The sequence below is a fragment of the Streptomyces sp. NPDC001204 genome (genome assembly GCF_053598035.1).
Map to the genome: position 1 here is coordinate 215,915 of NZ_JBSFJL010000011.1, position 15,922 is coordinate 231,836.

Here is a 15,922-nt window from a genome sequence, read left to right on the forward strand (position 1 = left end):
GCCTCCGGGTCGCCCTCCCGAGGTCGCCCTTCCCGGGGTCGCCCCGTCCCCAAGGGCTTCCCCATCCCAAGGGCTGCGCTGCCTCCGGGTCGCCCTCCCGAGGTCGCCCTTCCCGGGGTCGCCCCGTCCCCAAGGGCTTCCCCATCCCAAGGGCTGCGCTGCCTCCGGGTCGCCCCGTCCCCAAGGGTTTCCCTGTCCTCAAGGGCCGCCCTGCCTCCGGGCTGCCCTGCCTCCGGGCTGCCCTGCCTCCGGGCTGCCCTGCCTCCGGGCTGCCCTGCCTCCGGGCTGCCCTGCCTCCGGGCCGCCCTCCCTGGGCCGCCCTCCCTGGGCCGCCCTCCCTGGGCCGCCCTCCCTGGGCCGCCCTCCCTGGGCCGCCCTCCCTGGGCCGCCCTCCCAGGGCCGCCCTCCCAGGGCCGCCCTCCCAGGGCCGCCCTCCCAGGGCCGCCCTCCCAGGCGGCCGCCCCCGTCCCCAAGGGCCGCCCTGCCCAAACAACCACAACCGCCCGAGGGCGCCGGGGCAATCCCCTGCGACGCCGCCCCGTTCCCGAGCCCGCTGCCCCGCCCCCGGTGTGTCAGGGGTGCGGCATATCCTGGGGCCGAGTGGCCATCGGCTGACTAGGGGGTCCGAAGGTGCCGTCGATGCTCGATGCGGTCGTGGTGGGTGCGGGGCCGAACGGACTGACCGCTGCCGTGGAGCTCGCCCGCCGCGGCTTCGACGTGGCGGTGTTCGAGGCGCGGGACACCGTGGGCGGCGGTGCCCGCACCGAGGAGCTCACCCTGCCCGGCTTCCGGCACGACCCCTGCTCCGCCGCACACCCCCTCGGCGTCAACTCGCCCGCGTTCCGCGCCCTGCCCCTGGAGCGCTACGGCCTGGAGTGGCTGCACGCCGAGCTGCCCATGGCGCACCCCTTCCCGGACGGCACCGCGGCCGTGCTGGCCCGTTCCGTCGCCGAGACGGCCGCCTCCTTCGGACCGCGCGACGCGGGCACGTACCGCAGACTGGTCCAGCCGTTCCTGCCCAGGTGGGACACCCTCGCCCGCGACTTCATGTCGCTGCCCCTGACCGCGCTCCCGCGCGACCCGGTCACCCTGGCCCGCTTCGGCCTGGTCGGCCTGCCCCCGTCCACGTGGCTGATGCGCCGCTTCCGGGACGAGCGGGCCAGGACCCTCTTCGCCGGTCTCGTCGCCCACGTCATGGCCCCCCTCGGTGGCTTCGCCACCGGCGCCGTCGGCCTGATCTTCGCACTCGCCGCGCACGCCCGCGGCTGGCCGGTGGCCCGCGGCGGCTCCCAGGCGATCTCCGACGCCCTCGCCGCGTACCTCAAGGACCTCGGCGGCGCCCTGCACACCGACTACGAGGTCAAACGCCTCGACGACCTGCCACCCGCGCGGGCGTACGTCTTCGACACCTCGCCCACCGCGCTGGCCCGCATCGCCGGCCTCGGCCGCTACTACGACGGCTACCGCTACGGCCCCGGCGTCTTCAAGATCGACTACGCCCTGGACGGCCCGGTGCCGTGGACCGCGCGGGAGCCCCGAGGCGCCGGCACCGTGCAGATCGGCGCGGACAGCGCCGAGATCGGCACCGCGCTGCGCGCCGCGTCCCGCGAGGGCCGCGCCCCCGACCGGCCCTTCCTCATCACGGTCCAGCCCAGCGTCGCCGACCCCACCCGCGCCCCCGCGGGCAAGCAGGTCTTCTGGGCGTACGGCCATGTCCCCAACGGCTGGACCGGCGACCTCACCGACGCCGTGGAACGCCAGCTGGAACGCTTCGCCCCGGGCTTCCGCGACCGCGTACTCGCCCGCGCCACCGCCGGCCCGCCCGAGGTCGCCGCCCGCAACGCCAACTACGTCGGCGGCGACATCGCCACCGGCTCGGTCTCCGGGCTCCAGATCCTGCTGCGCCCGAAACCGTCGCTGTTCCCGTACAGCACCCCGCACCCGGCCGTCTACATCTGCTCGTCGGCCACCCCGCCCGGCCCCGGAGTGCACGGCATGTCGGGGCACAACGCCGCGAAGGCCGTCTGGAGGAGGCTGCGGCAGACATGACCACCGTCATCACGCTCGTCCAGGGCGACATCACCAGGCAGCGCGCCGACGCGATCGTCAACGCCGCCAACTCCTCCCTCCTCGGGGGTGGTGGCGTCGACGGCGCCATCCACCGCCGCGGCGGCCCCGCGATCCTCCAGGAGTGCCGCGCCCTGCGCGCCTCCCGCTACGGCAAAGGCCTGCCCACGGGCCAGGCCGTCGCCACCACGGCCGGCGAACTGGACGCCCTCTGGGTGATCCATACCGTCGGCCCCGTCCACAGCCGCACCGAGGACCGCTCGCACCTGCTGGCCTCCTGCTACCGCGCGTCCCTCGGCGTCGCCGACGAGCTGGGCGCCCGCACCGTGGCGTTCCCGGCGATCTCCACCGGCGTCTACCGCTGGCCGATGGACGACGCGGCCCGGATCGCGGTGGAGACCGTGAGGGAGACCGGCACCTCGGTCGAAGAGGTCCGCTTCGTCCTCTTCGACGACCGGGCCTACGAGGCGTTCGCCGCACGCGTCGGCTGACCCGACTACCCCCCGGCACGAGGCGGAACTCCGGCAAATCGCCATCTATCATGGCTGATTATGGCGGGTAGGAGCCGAGGCACAGCCGCTCACGCCGGCGTCGGTCGTCATCGGGCAGTGACGTCGGGGCAGTGACGTCGCGATGATCTGGGAGATGCTGGGCCTGGGTTTCGTACTCAGCCTTGACAATTTCCGGGTGTCGATAGCGCTCGGCACCGTCCCCTTCGGTCTGAAGCGCGCGATGCAGGTCGCGCTGACCTTCGGGCTGTGGGACGCGGTCACGCCGCTGGTCGGGCTGCTCATCGGCCGCGAAATCGGGGAGGCCGTCGGGGGCGTCGCCGATGTGGTGGGCGCGATCGCGCTCGGCGGGTACGGCCTCTACCTCGTCATCTCGTCCCTCCGGAACCCCGAGCCGGACGAGCTGGACCACCCGTGGGCGCTGTTCGGCATCCCGTTGACGCTGAGCCTGGACAACCTCGTCGCCGGTGCGAGCCTGGGCATCCTCGGGCTCTCGCCGTGGTTCTCGGCCCCCGTCTTCGGCCTCGTCACGGCGGTGATGTCGCTGATCGGGATCCGGCTCGGGCGGGCCGCGGCGCGCCTCATCCGGATCCGCGCGGACCTGGTGAGCGGGGTCAGCCTGATCATCGCGGCGGCGGTGCTGCCGTTGGCGTTCGGCGGCTAGCTAGTGCCCCGACGGGCAACGTTCGCCCCGTCGCGACGCCCGGCACGCTCCCCCGAGTTCTTCGAGCAGGGGGACCCCCAGAGCACGCACCGGACGCCGCTCCTCGAAGGGCAGACGTTGCCTGCCGCGGGACCGGTTCTGCGACCGCTCACTCGGCCCCGGAGGCGGCCCGGCCCACTCGACCCGGCCGGCGGCCCCGGTGCGAGCGGGGGATCAGCCGAAGGGCCTCGGCGCGCGAGCCGGCGTTGGCGGCCTCGACCGCCCGGGCGACCAGATCGTGGTCGGGCGACAGATGGCAGACCGGGTCGGTGCGGGCGGCGTCGCCGGTGAGCAGGAACGCCTGGCAGCGGCACCCGCCGAAGTCCACCTCCCGCCGGGGACAGCTCCGGCACGGTTCCGGCATCCAGTCGGTACCCCGGAACGCGGTCATCACCGGGGCGTCGGTCCAGATCCGCGCCAGCGAGTCCTCCCGCACGCTGGCCCGCGGCAACGGCAGGGACTGGGCGGCAGGGCAGGGCAGGACGTCACCGTTCGGCGTCACGGTCAGCTGCCGGGAGGCCCAGCCGCTCATGCAGGGCTTCGGGTAGCGGCTGTAGTAGTCGGGGAGGACGTAGATGACGTCCATCCGGTCCCGCAACCGCTCGCGGGCGGCCCGTACGACGACCTCGGCCGCCTGGAGCTGGGCGCGGCTCGGCAGCAGCGCGTCACGGTTCCGCCAGGCCCAGCCGTAGTACTGGGTGTTGGCCAGCTCCACCCGGTCGGCGCACACCTTCTCGGCCAGCCCGAGGATGTCGCCGACGCGGTCGATGTTGTACCGGTGCAGCACCACGTTCACGGTGAGCGGCCAGCCCAGCTCCTTGACCAAGCCCATCGCCTCGACCTTGCGCTCGAAGGACGGGATCCCGGCGATCCGGTCGGACACGGCCGGCTCGTCGGCCTGGATGCTGACCTGCACGTGGTCCAGGCCGGCGGCCCGCAGCCGCTCGGCTTTCGGACGCGAGAACCCGACGGCGCTGGTGATGAGGTTGGTGTAGAGGCCCAGGTCGTGGGCGTCCGCCACGATCTCCACCAGGTCGCGCCGCAGCAGCGGTTCCCCGCCGGACAGGTGGCACTGGAGCACGCCCAGGTCGCCGGCCTCGGCCAGCACCCGCCGCCACTCGTCGGTGGTCAGCTCGTCCCGGTGGTCGCCCAGGTTCAGCGGGTTGGAGCAGTACGGGCAGGCCAGCGGGCAGCGGTAGGTGAGCTCGGCGAGCAACCCGAACGGGCTATCCATCGGCGAGCTCCACCCAGCGCCGGTCGACGAGCCGGGCCAGGAACCGCCGCACCTCGCCGTCGGGGACGGACTCGTAGCGGGTGCCCAGCTCGGCCATGATCTCGGCCACGGTGTGCAGCCCGTCGCACAGCTTGAGGATCTCCGCGCCGCTGCCGTTCAGCACCACCACCGTCTCGGGGTGCAGCAGGACCGGACGCTGCCTGGTCCGCGAGTAGGCCAGCCGGACATGGCGTGCCAGGCGGGGCCGGTCCGTGCCGGTCACCTCGACGAAGGGGCGGGTCCCGGATGCGGTCCGGGTCGTTCCGGTGGGGGTCGGGTCCATGGTGGTCACTCCGGATAGGCCTGGTCGACGGCGTCCATCAGGCTCCACAGGACGTCGCACTTGAACGACAGCGCGTCGACGGCGCGTGCCTGGGACTCGGCGGAGAGGCAGTGCGCCGTGACCACTTCGAGGGCGTGCTCGCAGTCGCGGGGCGCCTGCTCCAGCCGGGTACGGAAGTAGGCCAGGCCCTCGGGGTCGATCCACGGGTACCACCGCTCGAACGCGGCCAGCCGCGCCGCCATCAGATCGGGCGCGAACAGCTCGGTGAGCGAGGACGCCACCGCCTCCACCCACGGGCGGGTCCGGGCGAAGTTCACGTAGGCGTCGACGGCGAACCGCACCCCGGGCACCAGGTGCCGGTGGTCCCTGACCTCCTCGCGGGTCAGCCCCGCGGCCTCGCCGAGGCGCAGCCACGCCTCGATGCCGCCCTCGCCGGCGGCGGTGCCGTCGTGGTCGGTGATCCGCCGGATCCAGCGGCGCCGGACCTCCAGGTCGGGGCAGTTGGAGAGGATCGCGGCGTCCTTGCGGGGGATGTTCTCCTGGTAGTAGAAGCGGTTGGCCACCCAGCCCCGGACCTGCCGGCGGCTCAGCCGGCCGGCGTTCATCCGGACGTGGAACGGGTGCTGGTCGTGGTATCGGCGCGAGTGGGCCCGCAACGCCTCGACGAAGCCGTCGGCGCCGGTTCTCGTGGTCGTTGTCGTCACGGCTCTACACCTGGACCTCTAGGCCGTCCGTGGCCACTTCCATGCCGCTCGTCTCCACGATACGACGCTCGGGAGTGTCCTCCAGAAGGATCGGGTTGGTGTTGTTCATGTGCACGAAGACCGTCCGCCGCACGCCCAGCGACGGGAGCTGCGCCAGGCTGCCGTCCGGGCCGTCGATGGGCAGATGGCCCATCTCCCTGGACGTCCTGCCGGCCAGACCGAGGCGTACGAGTTCGTCGTCGCGCCAGCAGGTCCCGTCGATCAGCAGGCATGCGCAGCCCTCGATCTCCCCGCGCACCGCCGGCGCCAGCGACTGCACCCCCGGCAGGTACACCAGCGTCCCGCCGGTGCGCTCGTCGGTCAGCCGATAGCCCACTACGCGGCCGTGGTCCTGGCCGGTTCCGAACCGGTCGCGTTTGCCGGTGGGCACGTCGAACGCCCGGCAGGACAGCCCGTCCGCCAGGGCCAGGTCCAGGCCGGCGCCGGGGGTCACCGCCCGCCACTCGACCGGGCAGTAGCGTTCGAGGGTGCGCAGGATTCCCGAGCCGACGCAGAGGGTCTCGCGCACCGCCGGCGTGGCGTACAGCCGCAGGGCGTGGGCCTCGCGCAACAGCAGCAGGCCCAGCGTGTGGTCCAGCTCGGCGTCGGTGAGCAGCACCGCCTCCAGCGGCGTCGTCCGGTCGTCGTGCGGGTGCAGTGCGGGGGAGGCCTCGATCTGGGCGCGGACGTCCGGCGAGGCGTTGATGAGGAACCACCGGTTGCCGTCGGCGCTGACCGCGACCGACGACTGGGTGCGCGCGAGGCCCCGGGAGCGGACCGCGGCGCACACCGGGCAGCCGCAGTTCCACTGCGGGGAGCCGCCCCCCGCCGCCGAGCCCAGCACGCGCAGCAACACGCCGGCACTCCGTTCGTCGAAGAGGTCCGGGTCCGTCGCCCGGCCCGGTGCTCCGTGGCCGTACTGGACCCTTGGAGGGCGCCGGACCGGGTCCGGCGCCGTCCCACGTCCGCCAGTCCGCCAGTCCGCTAGTCCTCCATCCGGGCGACGTACATGGTCACCTCGGCCGCGACCGCGATCTCCTCGAACTCGGGCGTCTCCCACACTTCGAGCGCTTCCAGCACTTGAGACTCCATGGATTCACCTCCTCTCCGCCCGGATCCTCTCCGCCCGAACGGGGCAGGTTCCGGTCACGCGCTACGGCGATTCCGGGAGGGCGAAGACCATCAGGGCGCTTCCGTGCCCCGCGCCGAGCATGCCGGGGAGGAATCCCTCGGCCCATCCGCCCCAGCCGACGGGCACGGCGATGTACTGCCTGCCGTCGACCATGTAGGTGGTCGGGCTGCTGTGGTGGCCGCTTCCGCACTGGAACTGCCACAGCAGTTCCCCGGTACGGGCGTCGAGCGCGTTGAACTCCCCGGAGGCCTCACCGGCGAACACCAGGTCGCCGCCGGTGGCCAGCACCGAGGCGCACATCGGGAGTTCGTTGCGCCAGCGCCACTTCTCCTCGCCGCTCGCGTCGAACGCGCTGATGGACCCGGCCATGTCCTCGATGTCCACCTGAACGCCCGCGCCCCAGTACGGAATGCTCTCCTTGAACTCCCGGCGCCGCCGGGTGGCCGTGGCCCCGGTGTCCTGGACCGGGACGTAGAAGAGCCCGGTCTTCGGGCTGTAGGCCGCGTGCGTCCATTCCTTGGCACCGGCCGGACCCGGGTAGAAGTGGACCGGCACTCCCTCCTTGTCCGGGTACGCCTTCGCCGTCACCTGGCCGTCCCTCGTGATCGCTCCCCAGGTGATGCGGTCCACGAACGGAGTGATCCCGACCCTCTCGCCGTTCGTGCGGTCGAGGACGAAGAAGTAGCCGTTCTTGTCGAAGTGCCCGAGCAGTTTGCGTCCGTCCCGCTCGAACAGGATGCACTCGGCGATGCTGTCGTAGTCCCACACGTCGTGCGGGGTGCACTGGTAGTGCCAGCGGATCTGACCGCTGTCCACGTCGACGGCGATGATGCAGTCGGTGAAGAGGTTGTCGCCCTCGCGGACGGCTCCGTCGAAGTCGGGCGCCGGGTTGCCGGTGCCGACGTACAGCAGGTTCGTCTCCGGGTCGAAGGTGCCGGTGACCCAGCAGTTCGCCCCGCCCCGGGCCCAGGCCTCGCCGTCGGCGGGCCAGGTCTCCGAGCCGGGCTCCCCGGGCTTCGGCACCGTGTAGCAGCGCCACTGGTGCTCGCCGGTCTCGAGGTCGAACGCGTCGAGGTGGCCCCGTACGCCGAACTCGCCGCCGGAACTGCCGACGATGAGCAGGTTCTTCACGACCAGCGGGGCGAGGGTGGCGCTCTCCCCGGCGCGGACGTCTCCGTAGGTCCTGTCCCAGACCCGCTTGCCGGTGGTGGCGTCGAGCGCGAGCACACGGGCGTTCGCGGTGACGAAGAAGACCTTCCCCTGCGCCACGGCGACCCCGCGGTTGACGTTCCCGCAGCACAGGGAAACGTCGAAGGGGACCGCGTGCTTGTACCGCCAGATCTCCACACCGGTCTTCGCGTCGAGGGCCCAGACCCAGCCGTCCCAGCCGGAGAGGAACATGACCCCGTCGACGACGATCGGTGCTGCCTCGAAGGAGTAGGTCGACGCGCCCGCGATCAGTCCGGTCGTGCCGGCCTGGAAGACCCACGCGGGGACCATGCGCTTGACGGTCTCCGTGTTGATCTGGTCCAGCGGGCTGTACCGCTGCCCGTCGTAGGCGCCGTAGTAGGTGAGCCAGTTCTGGGGCTCCTCGCGGGCGTTGAGCAGGCGTTCGTAGTCGACCCCGGCCACCACGGGCGGCGCGACGTCCCCGCCCGCGATCTTGCCGCTCAGGCTTCCCTGGTCGACGGCCCAGCCCGCGTCCACGTACTCGACGGCCATGTGCTCCACCTCCTTATTCCTACGGCCGCGGCTGTTCGGGACGGTCGAGGCGGGCCTCCGGCGGAGCGTCACCCATGACGACGATGGCCCCGGTCAGACCCCGGCCCTCGTCATTGCCGGTGGGGGAGCCGAACCAGTAGTAGCCCGGTCCGTCGAGGTTGAGGGCCGCCCGTCCTCGCGAATGGTTCACCAGCCAGATGAACTTCCGGTCGCCGTTGCTGGGCAGGAGCGCACAGTGCGTGTTCCCGTCGTCATTGACGAGTTCGAGCTCGATATCGCCTCCATGGGGCATGACCAGAATGGAGGGATCCCAGGCCAGCTCGTCCGGGTGGATGCGAATGGTGGCCTCCATGCGGCCGTCCGGCCTCACGGTGGCCTGCCCAATGGTTCCGGTTCCCAGCACTTGCCCCAGCGCTGCCTTGTTCTGTCCGGCCAACCCGATCTCGTCGAGGAGGCTGGATCGTTCCTGCGCGGTCGTCATCGGGGCTTCACTCTCCTCACCCGAATCCGAAGGGACCTTGAATTCGCGAATCCATATATTCGCGCCGAAAAGGGTAAAGAATTGTTCATCAAAGAGCACGCTACGCCGGAGGAATCACACCGGGCGGCGCATGCCGTTCGTCCGCGACCAGCCACCGTTCGTACCCGAAGTGCCGCCGCCGGGAGGGGCGGAGGAATCAGGCGAGGTCGTACCGATCGAGGTTCATGACCTTGTCCCACGCGGCGACGAAGTCCCGCACGAACCTCTCCCGCGCGTCGTCGCTCGCGTAGACCTCGGCGAGGGCGCGCAGTTCGGAGTCCGAGCCGAAGACGAGGTCGAAGCGGCTGCCGGTCCACTTGACCTCGCCGGTGGCGCGGTCGCGGCCCTCGAAGGTTTCCCCGGTCGCGGACGTCGGGCTCCATTCCGTGCCCATGTCGAGCAGATTCACGAAGAAGTCGTTGGTCAGCGACCCGGGCGCCGAGGTGAAGACACCCAGCGGCGACTGCCGATGGTTGGCGCCCAGCACCCGCAGGCCACCCACCAGGACGGTCATCTCGGGCGCGCTCAGGTCCAGCAGGTTCGCACGGTCGACCAGCGAGTGCTCCGACGGCAGCCGGCCGTCCTTGCCGCGGTAGTTGCGGAACCCGTCCGCGGCCGGCTCCAGCGGGGCGAAGGACACCACGTCGGTCCACTCCTGGGCGGCGTCCGTGCGCCCCGGTGCGAAGGGGACCTGGACGTCGTGCCCGGCGGTCCGGGCGGCCAGCTCGACGGCGGCGGCTCCGCCGAGCACGATGAGGTCGGCCAGCGAGATCCTCTTGTCCCCTGTCTGGGCGCTGTTGAAGGATTCCTGGATCTCCTCCAGGGTGCGCAGCACCCGTGCCAGCGTGCCGGGGTCGTTCACCTCCCAGTTCCGCTGCGGCTCCAGACGGATGCGCGCGCCGTTCGCCCCGCCCCGCTTGTCGCTGACGCGGAACGTCGAGGCCGACGCCCACGCCGTCGAGACGAGCTGGGAGACCGACAGCCCGGAGGCGAGGATCCGGCTCTTGAGCACGGCGATGTCCGCCGCCCCGACCAGCTCGTGGTCCACGGCGGGGACCGGGTCCTGCCAGCGCAGCGTCTCCCGGGGGGCCAGCGGCCCGAGGTAGCGCCGGACCGGGCCCATGTCGAGGTGCGTCAGCTTGAACCAGGAGCGTGCGAACGCGTCCGCGAGCTGGTCCGGGTGCTCCAGGAAGCGCCGCGCGATCGGCTCGTAGACCGGATCCGACCGCAGCGCGAGGTCCGTCGTCAGGATCGTCGGGGCGTGGGTCGCCGTCGGGTCGTGGGCGTCCGGCACGGTGCCGGCCCCGCCGCCGTCCTTCGGGATCCACTGCCACAGACCGCCGGGACTCAGCTCCAGCTCCCACTCGTAGCCGAACAGGGTCTCGAGGAAGCCGTTGTCCCACCTCGTCGGGGTGGGCGTCCACGTGCCTTCCAGCCCGCTGGAGACGGCGTCCGCTCCCTTTCCGGTGCCGTACCCGCTCTTCCAGCCCAGGCCCTGCTGTTCGAGCGGGGCGCGCTCGGGTTCGGGGCCGAGGCAAGTGTCCGGGTCGGCCACGCCGTGGGTCTTGCCGAACGTGTGGCCGCCCGCGATCAGCGCGACGGTCTCCTCGTCGTTCATCCCCATGCGCCGGAACGTCTCGCGGATGTCCCGGGCGGCGGTGAGTGGGTCCGGGACGGTGTTCGGACCCTCCGGGTTGACGTAGATGAGGCCCATCTGGTCGGCGGCCAGCGGGCTCTCCAGCTTCCGCACGCCCCCGTGGCGTTCGTCGCCGAGCCAGGCGCGCTCGGGACCCCAGTAGACGTCCTCGTCGGGCTCCCAGACCTCCGCACGGCCACCGGCGAAGCCGAAGGTCGTGAAGCCCATCGTCTCCAGGGCGCGGTTGCCCGCGAAGACCATCAGGTCCGGCCAGGAGATCCTGCGGCCGTACTTCTTCTTCACCGGCCACAGCAGCCGGCGCGCCTTGTCGAGGTTGCGGTTGTCCGGCCAGCTGTTCAGCGGCGCGAAACGCTGCATGCCGGCGCCCGCGCCACCACGGCCGTCGTCGACGCGGTACGTCCCGGCGCAATGCCACACCATCCGGATCACGAGCGGCCCGTAGTGTCCGAAGTCGGCCGGCCACCACTCCCGCGACGTCGTCAGCACCTCGTCGACGTCCCGCGCCACGGCGTCGAGGTCGAGCGTCCGGAACTCCGCGGCGTAGTCGAAGCCCTCGCCCATGGGGTCGGCCATGGCGGGGTGCTTCCGGAGGACCGCCAGGTCGAGCCGGTCCGGCCACCAGTCGCGGTTGCTCGCGCCCCCGGGGTTCATCGCGCCGGCCACGGCGTCCCGACTGTCCGTCACGGGACCCTCCTTCCGGGAACAGCGTTGTGCCGGGGGACTCAGAGGTCCAGCGCGCGACGCACGGCCGGCGCGTTCCGCCGGGAGACCGGCACCATCTCGCTGGTCCGGCCGTCCATGACCAGGGACAGCTCGCCCTTGAGCCCGCGCTCGATCTCCCGGATGCGGCCGAGATTCACCACATACCGGCGGTGCACCCGCAGGAATCCGGCATCCGCCAGCTCACTGTCGAGCTTGTCCAGGCTCACGGAGGCGGCCCGCAGCCGCCCCTGATCGGTGGACAGCCACACGTCGTTGCCCCGCGACTCGGCGAAGGAGACTTCCGGCAGCCGCAGCAGCACCAGCCGGTTGTCGCGCACCGCGACCAGCCGGCGCGGCGGCACCCGGGGATGCGCGGGTCCCTCCACCTGCGGCACCTGCGCCCCATCGGAGGCACCGAACGAGACCAGGTGCCCGATCAGGCGCCCCGACGAGAAGACGGGCCGGATGCCGATCGACGTCGGCTCGTCGGCGAGATGGGCGAAGATCTGCGTCGAGCCGACCCAGTCGGGATTGTGGGCCGCCTGCCCCGTGGCGTACCGGGCGGCCGCGATCAGCTCCGGCAGCCCGGGCTTCCAGCGCAATGTGGGGTCGACCGCCGGGGTGCAGGCGGGGACGCCCAGGAGCACGCTCGCCATGTCGTCGGCGATCACCACCTTGCCCGCCGTGTCCACCGCGGCGAGCGCCGCACCGGAGCGCCCCCTGGCCTGCGTGCAGGCCGCGACCAGCTCGGCGCCGCTGTCCCGGGCGCGCCTCTTCAACGGGTACTGGGTCATGGTGACCGCGTTCGCCAGCCAGCCGCTTGCGGACGCGGGCAGCGGGCTGCGCCAGCAGCAGATGCTCATGACCGCGATCGGGTCCTTGGTCACCACGTCACGCACCGCGACGCCCGCGCAGACCCAGTCGTGGAACGCCTGGCACCAGTGCTCCGCGCCCCTGATCGGCACCGGTCCGTGCGCCTCCAGCGCCGTGCCCATGCCGTTCGTGCCGACCGCGCACTCGGACCAGCAGAACCAGGGCGCCAGATTGGCCTCGCCGGCCCGGGCGAGCGTGGTCTGGTCACCCCACTCGGCCAGGACCCTGCCGGTGGCGTCGGTGACGGTGACGACGCCACCGAGGCTGCCCACCTCGTGGGCGACGGAGGCGGCACGGAAACCCAGCTCGGCGAACACGACGTCGTGCTCGGGCGTGTGGTCGGGCTCCGCGACGGCCACCGGGGCCCGCGTGAGGTGGGGATCCACCCGGTACTGCTCCCGGCAGCGGTGCCAGGAGATCGCCACCAGGGGCCGGACGTCCGGGACGTGGTCCTCGCCCTGCACGAACCGCTCCCACGCCGCGAGCACGGTGCCGCTGCCCAGGTTCGCCGAGACGGGCTCGAGCCGATGTACATCCCTCATGGTTCAGAACCGTCCTTGGTCCCTCTCCACCCCCAGACCTGCATCCCCCACCCTAGTTCCCCGACAGGCAACGTTCGCCCCGTCGCGACGCCCGGCACGCTCCCCCGAGTTCTTCGAGCAGGGGACCCCCAGAGCAGGCACCGGACGCCGCTCCGTGACGGACAAACGCTGCCTGCCGCGGCACTAGGTTCCGTCGTCGGGCCGTGCACGTCCCTCTTCGGGCCGGTCCGAGGACCGGCGGCCGTCGTAGACGAGCAGTCCGTCCTCGCGCAGACGTACTCCGTCGCCGAGCCGATGGGGGACGAGCCGCCCGTCGTGCATCAGGTGCACGACGGGCCGTCCGCGGGCGAGCACGACGAAGTCGGCGATGACACGGCGGTGGCAACGCCACCAGACCGCCTCCGCGCACATGACGGCCGTCCGCCGCCGCGCGGCCTCGTCGAGGAGCTGGGCGATCGCGTCGAGGAACTCGCCCGTGCGCGTGTGCGCGGCGTAACCGCGGAAGGCCTCGTTGCGCCAGACGGTGTCCGGCGAGTCCGGAGGCACTTTGCGGAATCCGCCCAGTCGCGGTTCCCAGCGGTAGGCGGTCCCGCACTCGGGCAGCCACCGCAGCAGCCTCTCCCGGCCCACGTCCGGGTTGTGACGGCTTCCGGGCGCGGTCCTGACGTCCACCACGGCGGCGATCCCCGCCTCGCGGATCAGCTCCGTGAGGCGTTCGCGGTCCGCCGTACCGTGCCCGAAGGTGACGAGCGGCTGCTGCTCCATTCCTCCAGGATCGTCTTCATGCCTCCGGAGCGCCGGAGGACCTCGTCCCTCCCAGGGTGATCGCCGCGATCGGTCGCTACGGGTCGCTGCGGGGCGCTGCGATCGCCACGGAGCGATCGCCACAGGTCGATACGCTCGCCACGGACCCAGGACACGATCACCACGGATGCAGGAAGCGATCGCCACGGACCCAGGACACACGAGGACGATGTCGGATTCCCGCCAGCCCCGGCGTGCCCGGTGCCGGATGCTGGACGCATGCAGAAAGGGATGCACACCCACCGGGAGCGCTGTGTGCGCGCCGTTCAGTCCAAGGACGCGCGGTTCGACGGCTGGTTCTTCACCGCCGTCCTGACCACCCGCATCTACTGCCGGCCCAGCTGCCCGGTGGTGCCGCCCAAGCCGGAGAACATGACCTTCTACCCGAGCGCGGCCGCCTGCCAGCAGGCCGGCTTTCGGGCCTGCAAGCGCTGCCGCCCCGACACCAGCCCCGGCTCACCGGAGTGGAACCAGCGCGCCGACGCCGTGGCCCGCGCGATGCGGCTGATCGCCGACGGGGTCGTCGACCGCGAGGGCGTGCCCGGACTCGCCGCCCGCCTCGGCTACAGCACCCGCCAGATCGAACGCCAGCTCCGCGCCGAACTCGGCGCCGGACCGCTCGCGCTCGCCCGCGCCCAGCGCGCCCAGACCGCCCGGCTGCTGATCGAGACCACCGCCCTGCCCATGGCGGAGATCGCCTTCGCCGCCGGCTTCTCCTCGATCCGCACCTTCAACGACACCGTGCGCGAGGTGTTCGCCCTGTCGCCCAGCGGACTGCGCACCCGCGCCCCCGGGCGGCCCACCGGGACCGGCACGCGCCCCGGCGCCCCGGGAACCCCCGGCGCCCTCTCCCTGCGCCTGCCGTTCCGCGCCCCGCTCAACCCGGACAACCTCTTCGGCCACCTCGCGGCCACCGCCGTACCCGGCGTCGAGGAGTGGCGCGACGGCGCCTACCGCAGGACCCTGCGCCTGCCCTACGGCCACGGGATCGCCACGCTGACCCCGAAGCCGGACCACATCGCCTGCCGCCTCACCCTCGGCGACCTGCGGGACCTTCCGGTCGCCATCAGCCGCTGCCGGCGCATGCTCGACCTGGACGCCGACCCGGTCGCCATCGACGACCAACTGCGCACCGACCCGTTCCTCACGCCCCTGGTCGACAAGGCCCCCGGCCGACGAGTGCCGCGCACCGTGGACGAGGGCGAGTTCGCGCTGCGGGCCGTGCTCGGCCAGCAGGTCTCCACGGCCGCCGCCCGCACCCACGCGGGCCGCCTGGCCGCCGCGCACGGCGAGCCCGTCGACGACCCCGAAGGCGGCCTCACCCACCTCTTCCCCGCCCCCGAGGCACTGGCCGCCCTCGATCCCGAGTCGCTGGCGATGCCCCGCACCCGTCGTACGACACTGCTCACCCTGGCCGGTCAACTCGCGGACGGAACACTGCACTTGGGTGTGGAAAGCGACTGGGAGGAGACCCGCGCCCGCCTCCTGGCACTCCCCGGATTCGGCCCCTGGACCGCCGATGTCATCGCCATGCGCGCCCTGGGCGACCCTGACGCCTTCCTCCCCACCGACCTCGGCATCCGGCGCGCGGCACGGGAACTCGGCCTGCCGTCCACCCCGGCCGCGCTCACCGCCCGCGCGGCGGCCTGGCGGCCCTGGCGGGCGTACGCCGTGCAGTACCTGTGGGCGACCGACAGCCACCCGATCAACTTCCTTCCCGTCTGAGGACGTTCCGCCATGAAGCAGTACACCGTGATCGACAGCCCGTACGACCTGCTCACCCTCGTCGCCGACGACGGCGTCCTGTGCGGCCTGTACATGACCGACCAGCGCCACCGCCCGCCCGAGGAGTCCTTCGGCGAGCCCGACGACGGCCCCTTCGGCGAGGCCGTCGACCAGCTGGAGGCCTACTTCACGGGCGAACTGAAGGAGTTCACCGTCCCGTTGCGCCTGCACGGCACCCCGTTCCAGCGCACGGTCTGGGACCAGCTGCGGAAGATCCCCTACGGCGAGACCCGCTCCTACGGCGAACTCGCCACCGCCCTCGGCAACCCGGGCGCCTCCCGCGCGGTCGGCCTCGCCAACGGAAAGAACCCCATCGGCATCATCGTCCCCTGCCACCGCGTGATCGGCGCGGGCGGCAGCCTCACCGGCTACGGCGGCGGCCTGCCCAGAAAGCGGCGCCTGCTGGACTTCGAACGGGGAACGGCCCTCTTCTAGCCGCCGTGCGAGCCGTCCCACAGCCCGCGCAGCAGCGCGGGAAGCGCCGTACCGATCGGCTCGCGTACGACCTGGTCGGCGATGTCGTCGTACGGTGTCGGCTCGGCGTTGACGATGATCAGCCGGGCGCCGTGGTCGGCGGCCACTCCTGCGAGTCCGGCGGCGGGCTGGA

At 72.3% G+C, this 15,922-nt stretch carries 15 protein-coding genes and 1 pseudogene; 5 read left to right on the forward strand and 11 right to left on the reverse strand.

Annotated features, from left to right (window positions below; genetic code table 11):
- Positions 1-639: 639 nt before the first annotated feature.
- From ACWC91_RS18150 to ACWC91_RS18160, 3 genes are all read left to right on the forward strand, one after another.
- A complete protein-coding gene (locus ACWC91_RS18150; RefSeq protein ID WP_225078226.1) occupies positions 640-2,049 on the forward strand; it encodes a phytoene desaturase family protein in 1,410 nt (469 codons plus the stop codon).
- The gene (locus ACWC91_RS18155; protein ID WP_376504824.1) at positions 2,046-2,558 is read left to right on the forward strand and encodes an O-acetyl-ADP-ribose deacetylase; all 513 of its coding nucleotides are present in this window, start codon (positions 2,046-2,048) and stop codon (positions 2,556-2,558) included. Before ACWC91_RS18150 ends, ACWC91_RS18155 begins: the two co-directional genes overlap by 4 nt.
- Positions 2,559-2,700: 142 nt before the next feature.
- A complete protein-coding gene (locus ACWC91_RS18160) occupies positions 2,701-3,240 on the forward strand; it encodes a manganese efflux pump MntP (protein WP_450725968.1) in 540 nt (179 codons plus the stop codon).
- Between the two features lie 148 nt (positions 3,241-3,388).
- Here the strand turns inward: ACWC91_RS18160 and pqqE are convergent, their stop codons facing one another.
- From pqqE to ACWC91_RS18210, 10 genes are all read right to left on the reverse strand, one after another.
- On the reverse strand, positions 3,389-4,513 hold the full coding sequence (gene pqqE, locus ACWC91_RS18165) for a pyrroloquinoline quinone biosynthesis protein PqqE (protein ID WP_225078223.1): 1,125 nt from the start codon (positions 4,511-4,513) through the stop codon (positions 3,389-3,391).
- Positions 4,506-4,835, reverse strand: a complete 330-nt coding sequence (gene pqqD, locus ACWC91_RS18170; protein WP_281154238.1) for a pyrroloquinoline quinone biosynthesis peptide chaperone PqqD — start codon at positions 4,833-4,835, stop codon at positions 4,506-4,508. Before pqqD ends, pqqE begins: the two co-directional genes overlap by 8 nt.
- Before the next feature lie 5 nt (positions 4,836-4,840).
- Complete coding sequence (gene pqqC, locus ACWC91_RS18175; protein WP_141356841.1) at positions 4,841-5,539, reverse strand: pyrroloquinoline-quinone synthase PqqC; 699 nt, start codon at positions 5,537-5,539, stop codon at positions 4,841-4,843.
- Positions 5,540-5,543: 4 nt separating this feature from the next.
- Positions 5,544-6,434: a pyrroloquinoline quinone biosynthesis protein PqqB gene (gene pqqB, locus ACWC91_RS18180; protein ID WP_376505183.1), complete on the reverse strand. Its 891-nt coding sequence runs from the start codon at positions 6,432-6,434 to the stop codon at positions 5,544-5,546.
- A gap of 128 nt (positions 6,435-6,562) precedes the next feature.
- Positions 6,563-6,670, reverse strand: a complete 108-nt coding sequence (gene pqqA, locus ACWC91_RS18185; RefSeq protein ID WP_225078220.1) for a pyrroloquinoline quinone precursor peptide PqqA — start codon at positions 6,668-6,670, stop codon at positions 6,563-6,565.
- Positions 6,671-6,731: 61 nt separating this feature from the next.
- Positions 6,732-8,432 carry a PQQ-dependent dehydrogenase, methanol/ethanol family gene (locus ACWC91_RS18190; RefSeq protein ID WP_225078219.1) on the reverse strand — a complete coding sequence of 567 codons (1,701 nt, stop codon included), beginning with the start codon at positions 8,430-8,432 and terminating at the stop codon, positions 6,732-6,734.
- 19 nt (positions 8,433-8,451) lie between these two features.
- Positions 8,452-8,913, reverse strand: coding sequence for an MSMEG_3727 family PQQ-associated protein (locus ACWC91_RS18195; RefSeq protein WP_225078218.1), 462 nt, complete (start codon positions 8,911-8,913; stop codon positions 8,452-8,454).
- Positions 8,914-9,109: 196 nt separating this feature from the next.
- Positions 9,110-11,260, reverse strand: a complete 2,151-nt coding sequence (gene katG / locus ACWC91_RS18200) for a catalase/peroxidase HPI (RefSeq protein WP_450643300.1) — start codon at positions 11,258-11,260, stop codon at positions 9,110-9,112.
- Between the two features lie 71 nt (positions 11,261-11,331).
- Positions 11,332-12,726, reverse strand: a complete 1,395-nt coding sequence (locus tag ACWC91_RS18205; protein ID WP_450643284.1) for a LytTR family transcriptional regulator DNA-binding domain-containing protein — start codon at positions 12,724-12,726, stop codon at positions 11,332-11,334.
- Between the two features lie 183 nt (positions 12,727-12,909).
- Positions 12,910-13,491 (reverse strand): DUF488 domain-containing protein, encoded by a 582-nt coding sequence (locus ACWC91_RS18210; RefSeq protein ID WP_281154239.1) that lies wholly within the window; start codon positions 13,489-13,491, stop codon positions 12,910-12,912.
- 258 nt (positions 13,492-13,749) lie between these two features.
- On the opposite strand from ACWC91_RS18210, the gene ACWC91_RS18215 reads away from it, so the two are divergent.
- Together ACWC91_RS18215 and ACWC91_RS18220 are read left to right on the forward strand one after the other, a co-directional pair.
- Entirely contained in the window at positions 13,750-15,255 is a 1,506-nt protein-coding gene (locus ACWC91_RS18215) for an AlkA N-terminal domain-containing protein (protein ID WP_281154240.1), read from the forward strand.
- Positions 15,256-15,267: 12 nt separating this feature from the next.
- Positions 15,268-15,750, forward strand: a complete 483-nt coding sequence (locus tag ACWC91_RS18220) for a methylated-DNA--[protein]-cysteine S-methyltransferase (protein WP_225078215.1) — start codon at positions 15,268-15,270, stop codon at positions 15,748-15,750.
- Here ACWC91_RS18220 and ACWC91_RS18225 read toward each other — a convergent pair.
- Positions 15,747-15,922, reverse strand: a pseudogene (locus ACWC91_RS18225) (NAD-dependent deacetylase); the annotation flags it as partial. The gene ACWC91_RS18220 and the pseudogene ACWC91_RS18225 sit on opposite strands and share 4 nt — an antisense overlap.

Coding starts and splice junctions, on each gene's coding strand:
- ACWC91_RS18160 (WP_450725968.1), top strand. CDS start 2,701: ATGATCTGGGAGATGCTGGGCCTGGGTTTCGTACTCAGCCTTGACAAT.
- pqqE (WP_225078223.1), bottom strand. CDS start 4,513: ATGGATAGCCCGTTCGGGTTGCTCGCCGAGCTCACCTACCGCTGCCCG.
- ACWC91_RS18190 (WP_225078219.1), bottom strand. CDS start 8,432: ATGGCCGTCGAGTACGTGGACGCGGGCTGGGCCGTCGACCAGGGAAGC.
- ACWC91_RS18150 (WP_225078226.1), top strand. CDS start 640: ATGCTCGATGCGGTCGTGGTGGGTGCGGGGCCGAACGGACTGACCGCT.
- ACWC91_RS18215 (WP_281154240.1), top strand. CDS start 13,750: ATGCAGAAAGGGATGCACACCCACCGGGAGCGCTGTGTGCGCGCCGTT.
- katG (WP_450643300.1), bottom strand. CDS start 11,260: ATGAACCCCGGGGGCGCGAGCAACCGCGACTGGTGGCCGGACCGGCTC.
- ACWC91_RS18195 (WP_225078218.1), bottom strand. CDS start 8,913: ATGACGACCGCGCAGGAACGATCCAGCCTCCTCGACGAGATCGGGTTG.
- ACWC91_RS18220 (WP_225078215.1), top strand. CDS start 15,268: ATGAAGCAGTACACCGTGATCGACAGCCCGTACGACCTGCTCACCCTC.
- pqqD (WP_281154238.1), bottom strand. CDS start 4,835: ATGGACCCGACCCCCACCGGAACGACCCGGACCGCATCCGGGACCCGC.
- ACWC91_RS18210 (WP_281154239.1), bottom strand. CDS start 13,491: ATGGAGCAGCAGCCGCTCGTCACCTTCGGGCACGGTACGGCGGACCGC.
- ACWC91_RS18155 (WP_376504824.1), top strand. CDS start 2,046: ATGACCACCGTCATCACGCTCGTCCAGGGCGACATCACCAGGCAGCGC.
- ACWC91_RS18205 (WP_450643284.1), bottom strand. CDS start 12,726: ATGAGGGATGTACATCGGCTCGAGCCCGTCTCGGCGAACCTGGGCAGC.
- pqqA (WP_225078220.1), bottom strand. CDS start 6,670: ATGGAGTCTCAAGTGCTGGAAGCGCTCGAAGTGTGGGAGACGCCCGAG.